Below are 5,504 nucleotides of genomic sequence, written 5' to 3'. Positions count from 1 at the left end.
CAATCAGTGCGGCGATAATATCAGCCAATTTAGTATTCAGTTCGGCAAGATCGCCACTGAGTTCGACAGCATCTTCAAAGGGGCAAAATCCAGTAGCGCGGTGACTCGCGTTGGTGTCAACACCCCGATTCACAAAATTATGTTGGTGGGTTTGGGCAAAGCCGAAGAGTTGAAACTCGATACCCTCCGCAAAGCTGGTGCGACGATCGCGCGGACTGCTAAACGGGAGAAAGCCCAAACCTTGGGCATCAGTTTCCCTGTCTGGAATGGAGATAGTGCGACAACTGCCCAAGTTATTAGTGAAGGGTTGCTGCTAGCACTCCACCAAGACAATCGTTTTAAGTCCGAAGTCAAGCCCGAACATCAGCTCAAGCTGAGTGAAGTTCATCTGTTGGAGGCCGCCGGAAACGATCCGGCAATTAGTAAAGCGCACGCGATCGCCGATGGCGTAATTTTGGCACGCGAACTCGTCGCTGCACCAGCCAATATCGTCACCCCGATGAGTATGGCTGACACCGCCATCCAGATGTCTAAAGATTATGGGTTCGCGCTCAAAATCTTGGAGCAAGCTGAATGCGAAGCTTTGGGCATGGGTGCCTTTTTAGGCGTGGCACAAGCTTCGGAAATGCCGCCGAAATTTATCCATCTGACTTATACCCCTGCCGGTACGCCCCGGCGCAAAATTGCGATCGTCGGTAAAGGTTTGACCTTTGATTCGGGTGGCTTGAATATCAAGGGTGCGGGCAGTGGGATCGAAACGATGAAGATAGATATGGGTGGCGCGGCAGCCATGTTTGGGGCGGCTAAAGCGATCGGCCAAATCAAACCCGATGTCGAAGTTCACTTTATCAGTGCGGTGACTGAAAACATGATTAGCGGGCGCGCGATGCACCCTGGGGATATCCTCACGGCTTCTAATGGCAAAACGATCGAAATCAACAATACTGATGCTGAAGGCCGTTTGACTCTGGCTGATGCGTTGGTGTATGCGGATAAACTGGGCTTAGATGCGATCGTCGATCTGGCCACGCTTACAGGTGCCTGTATTATCGCCCTCGGGGATGATATTGGTGGCTTGTGGAGTCCCGAACAGTCTCTCGCCGACGGCATTCTCGCAGCGGCAGAATTAGCCGGTGAAAACTTCTGGCAAATGCCGTTAGCGGATAAATATTTCGATGGGATTAAATCACCCATTGCCGATCTCAAAAATACCGGCCCGCGCGGTGGCGGCTCGATTACCGCCGCTCTCTTCCTCAAACAGTTCGTCAAAGATACGCCCTGGGCGCATTTAGATGTGGCTGGGCCGGTATGGAGCGACAAGGAGCATGGCGTGAATAATGCGGGTGCGACGGGTCATCCAGTCAGAACCTTGGTGAATTGGGTCTTGAGCTAATCCCGCTCGATTTACTGCGGCTTAGAGGGTGGTTGAGTGCCACTATCTAAGTCGCTCGGTTGCTGGTTCGCCACCACTACAGAATCGACAGTTCTCATCGACAACCGCGCTCAAACATAGAGATCTCATGCAAAAAATCTTAATCGCAACTGGTGACTCGCCACAGTCACAACACATCTTTGAGACGGGATTGATGTTTGCGGAAAAACTGGGTGCTCAGATGGCCATCTTGCACGTTATTAGTCCCATGCAGACTGGTCTGGAACTGGGCAGCAATCCTGGTTTGGGCAGTATTTCGCCAATTGCTAGCGATTTGGCGATCGCCAGAGTGCAGACAGAGTGGCAAGATGAAGAACGCTTGGGTACAGAACGGCTGCAATTATTCGCTCAACAGGCGCAAGCGCAGCGCGTCCCCGCCGAAATTTTGCAAAATTTCGGCGATGCTGGGCGGGTAATTTGTGAGACGGCGACAGCTGTTGCCGCCGATTTAATCGTCATTGGCTCTCACCAAAAATCCCGGTTGAGTGAAATATTATTGGGCAGCACTAGTAGCTATGTGTTGCACCATGCACCTTGCTCGGTGATGGTCGTGCGCGAGCCATGAGTCGAGCCAAGTGGAGCAATGTACCGCCATCTAGATTTAACTCGATCGAGATATCTCTATCGATCGAGCGATCTCTTGGCGATCGTAAATCGGTGTAACTAGAGAGTGGATGAGTCCAGCTATCGAGCGATGTCTTCAGGAGTAATCTGATGAATGCAACTCAATCTCGAACCTCTCAACTGGCAGCCTGTATTGAAGCTTGCCTACAATGCCTTCAGGACTGTGAGTATTGTATGAGTGCCTGTCTGAGTAGTGACATGGTGCAAATGATGGCCGATTGCATCAAAACTTGCCGCGACTGCACCGATTTGTGCGCCCTCTGCGCGCGATTTATGAGTCGCAATTCCGACTTGCACGCCCAATTATGCGCCGTCTGCGCCGAAGCTTGCGATAGCTGTGCGGCTGAATGCGAACGACACGATCGCGACCATTGTCGTCGCTGCGCTGCATCCTGTCGTCGCTGTGCGGAAACTTGCCGTCAAATGTTGATGGCGATGGCTGCATAGTGCTGTTAGAGGATGTTTGGAAAGTAGAAGATAACACTTGCAAACCCTAGAGAATCCCCCCTAACCCCCCTTCAAAAGGGGGGAACCAGACTCTTAGTCCCCCTTAAAAAGGGGGATTTAACGGATGCGCTCCGGTCGGGTTTCCCGACCATGGAAGCGCACCAAGCGGGGGATTTACCCACTCGAAACGTAGCAATTGGACTTTCCAAACATCCTCTTAGGTATTGCTGGATTGAGGGGAGGTCAATATTTTGACCTCCCCTTAATTTTGGCATAACGTAATTAGCCAACAACATCGCACATTCGATCGATAATCTCTATCTGTTGGAGGAGACGATCGCGATGCTGCATTTTTTATAATTACAAAGTTAGATCTAAATCGAACTTAATTATAGGATTGTAAAATGAGTGACTTAATTGTTGTCGGTTTTAAAGATGAGTTTAAAGCAGACGAGGTAATGAACGAATTAAGAAAACTTCAATCAGAGTACTTAGTTGACCTCGAAGATGCTGCTGTGGTCGTCAGAAACCAAGAAGGTAAAGTTAAAATCAAACAAGCTCAAGAGCTAGTCGCTGCTGGTGCTGTGAGTGGTAGCTATTGGGGCATACTATTGAGCGTACTGTTCTTCAACCCCATTTTTGCGTTAGTAGGTGCTGCGGCTGGTGCGCTGTCGGGAGCCTTGTCTGACATCGGGATCGATGACAATTTCATGCGCGATTTAGGCAGTACGATCGAGCCAGGAACTTCGGCGATCTTTGTACTGGTACGCAAATCTACACCCGATCGCGTATTAGCAGATCTGAGTAAATTTGAAGGCAAAGTTTTGCGGACTTCGCTATCTAAAGAAGATGAAGCCAAGCTCCAAGCAGCTTTAAGTAAAGGCGAACCAGCTTTGACTGCTTCATAACTAATCGTTATCGCTCGATCGAGATTTTGGCGCACCAGATCCGATCGAGCTATTTGTTTGAGTCGCCAACTTTCGATCGAACTTGAGAAGATGTCTGAAAAGCCCTTTTGTGCTCGATCGTAGATCTGAATCCCCCTAAATCCCCCTTAAAAAGGGGGACTTTAAATCCGATCTTAGCCCCCTTTTTAAGGGGGTTTGGGGGATTCAGATCTCAAAACGAAGTCCAACCGACTTGTGTATAAACGGTAGCTTAAAAAGGGGGACTTTAAATCTGGCTCCATCCTTTTCAAGGGGGGCTAGGGGGGATTTCTAGGGTTCTGGCTTAACACAGTCAGACTTTTCGGACATTCTCTGAAGGCGGCAACGATCGGGAGTGAATTATTGGTGACTATTCAAATTGAAGACGCGCAATTGTATTATTTAGGAGTCATTTGGTTATGAGCGATCGCATCGACATCAATAAGTCTGTACCCCAAGAACGTTGGGGCGAATTTTTCGACCAGTTTTCCGACGGCAATCGCGGCAGACACATTTCAATTGAAATCATCAGTCCCGAACTCGGCGATGAAGAATTAATTCAGGACGCACCCTTGATGGCGATGGTGTACGATCGACCTGGGAAAGGGGACGATTTGGTCATTGAAGTCGGTAAGGATGAAGTAACGTACGCGCATACAGTCGATGCACCGACGGAAGTCTTAACCGCTCAAAGCGAAAGCGGACGGATGATGGCGGTATCGATTAGCGATGCTGGTGGCACCAAAACATTAATTAAACTCCAAGCTCCTAACTAAATCGATCGGCGATCGAACATAGCGCATCAAAATGATTGCCGAGCAAAAAGGCGGCGAGATTTTTTGCTCTCTCTCTGATGGTGCGAACTAGATCGGCACATCGAAAGATACATCGCGAGTGGCAGTTTTCTATCATTTAGTAAAGCAGTCTAGCAAGAGGATTAAATCAAATGGCTCTTCATAAAATTAAAGATTTCGATCCAGACTACAAACAGCATTTTGGTAACGACGATGTTAAAGGGATGGATTTGTACGCCATCGATGAAAAAATTGGCTCGGTTGAAGATGTATTAGTAGACGACAGCGGCCATTTCCGGTACTTGATTATCAATACAGGGCTATGGATTTTGGGCAAACGGGTATTGTTACCGATCGGTCGCGCGCGGATCGAGTACCAACGCAAACGGGTCTATGCCGAAAACTTGACCAAGCATCAAGTAGAAACCCTCCCCGAATTTGACGAACATACTTTAGTCGATAACGACCACGAAGAACGGGTACGCGGTGTTTATCGCTCCCCTGCACCAGCAACTGGCGTCCGCGCTACCGGCACTCCCAAATATCGAGCTAGCGATCGCGATGAGGATGCAATGATCGATCTCGATACTCCCTATGTAGACGGACAGGTCGAGTACCAGCGTCAAGCAGCAGCAACGCCCGCACCCGTACCCGCACCCGTACCCGCACCGACACCAGCACCGACACCTGAGCCTGCACCCGAGCCTGTCGCCGCAGCCTCGACATACGATCGCGAACCAGATCTGTATGCCATTAACGAGCAAAACCACCCCAGCCTCAAACTCTATCAAGAGCGACTAATTGCTAGCAAAACCCGTCAGAAGACAGGCGAAGCCGTAATTAGCAAACATGTCGAAACCGAAACAGCGACTGCTTCTGTCCCCGTTCAAAAAGAGCGCGTCGTCATCGAGCGGATGCCCAGCACGGGTGCGACGCCAATTACTCCTGGCGAAGCCAACTTCAAAGAAGGCGAAGTCTCGCGGATGGAAGTATATGAAGAAGTCCCCGAATTTCATAAAGAGGCATTCGTCCGCGAAGAAGTCAAAGTTAGTAAAGTCGTAGACAAAGAAACTGTTAAGACCCAAGAGCAGGTACGTCGCGAAGAAATCGATGTCAAAAATGTTGACGATCGACCGATAAGCGATCGCAACTAACACGATTGAGTCTGGGCGGAGCGAGTCGCTCCGCCCAGACTCACTGGCGATCGCCAGTAAATTTTTTCGAGATATTAACTTATAAAATTATTGTGGAGTCGCCCGTGATTTTCGATCGATCTAGAGA

At 49.5% G+C, this 5,504-nt stretch carries 6 protein-coding genes; all 6 read left to right on the top strand.

What is annotated here, in order from left to right; genetic code table 11:
• A partial coding sequence (locus RMO84_RS02030; RefSeq protein ID WP_310486790.1) for a leucyl aminopeptidase occupies positions 1-1,393 on the top strand: 1,393 nt, incomplete at its 5' end.
• 127 nt (positions 1,394-1,520) lie between these two features.
• Complete coding sequence (locus RMO84_RS02025; RefSeq protein ID WP_310486789.1) at positions 1,521-1,997, top strand: universal stress protein; 477 nt, start codon at positions 1,521-1,523, stop codon at positions 1,995-1,997.
• Positions 1,998-2,146: 149 nt separating this feature from the next.
• Positions 2,147-2,503: a four-helix bundle copper-binding protein gene (locus tag RMO84_RS02020; RefSeq protein ID WP_310486788.1), complete on the top strand. Its 357-nt coding sequence runs from the start codon at positions 2,147-2,149 to the stop codon at positions 2,501-2,503.
• 404 nt (positions 2,504-2,907) lie between these two features.
• On the top strand, positions 2,908-3,411 hold the full coding sequence (locus tag RMO84_RS02015) for a DUF1269 domain-containing protein (RefSeq protein WP_310486787.1): 504 nt from the start codon (positions 2,908-2,910) through the stop codon (positions 3,409-3,411).
• A 437-nt stretch (positions 3,412-3,848) separates the two neighbouring features.
• A complete protein-coding gene (locus tag RMO84_RS02010; protein WP_310486786.1) occupies positions 3,849-4,205 on the top strand; it encodes a DUF5335 family protein in 357 nt (118 codons plus the stop codon).
• Between the two features lie 170 nt (positions 4,206-4,375).
• The gene (locus tag RMO84_RS02005; RefSeq protein WP_310486785.1) at positions 4,376-5,377 is read left to right on the top strand and encodes a DUF2382 domain-containing protein; all 1,002 of its coding nucleotides are present in this window, start codon (positions 4,376-4,378) and stop codon (positions 5,375-5,377) included.
• Positions 5,378-5,504: the final 127 nt, after the last annotated feature.

The organism is Chamaesiphon sp. VAR_69_metabat_338, assembly GCF_031423935.1.
Lineage (GTDB): Bacteria > Cyanobacteriota > Cyanobacteriia > Cyanobacteriales > Chamaesiphonaceae > Chamaesiphon.
Note: the sequence above shows the minus strand (reverse complement) of the source record. Positions and strands in the feature narration are given on the sequence as shown.

Bases quoted from the DNA above. Each gene is read 5' to 3' on its own strand.
- RMO84_RS02020 (WP_310486788.1), top strand. From the start codon at position 2,147: ATGAATGCAACTCAATCTCGAACCTCTCAACTGGCAGCCTGTATTGAA.
- RMO84_RS02005 (WP_310486785.1), top strand. From the start codon at position 4,376: ATGGCTCTTCATAAAATTAAAGATTTCGATCCAGACTACAAACAGCAT.
- RMO84_RS02010 (WP_310486786.1), top strand. From the start codon at position 3,849: ATGAGCGATCGCATCGACATCAATAAGTCTGTACCCCAAGAACGTTGG.
- RMO84_RS02025 (WP_310486789.1), top strand. From the start codon at position 1,521: ATGCAAAAAATCTTAATCGCAACTGGTGACTCGCCACAGTCACAACAC.
- RMO84_RS02015 (WP_310486787.1), top strand. From the start codon at position 2,908: ATGAGTGACTTAATTGTTGTCGGTTTTAAAGATGAGTTTAAAGCAGAC.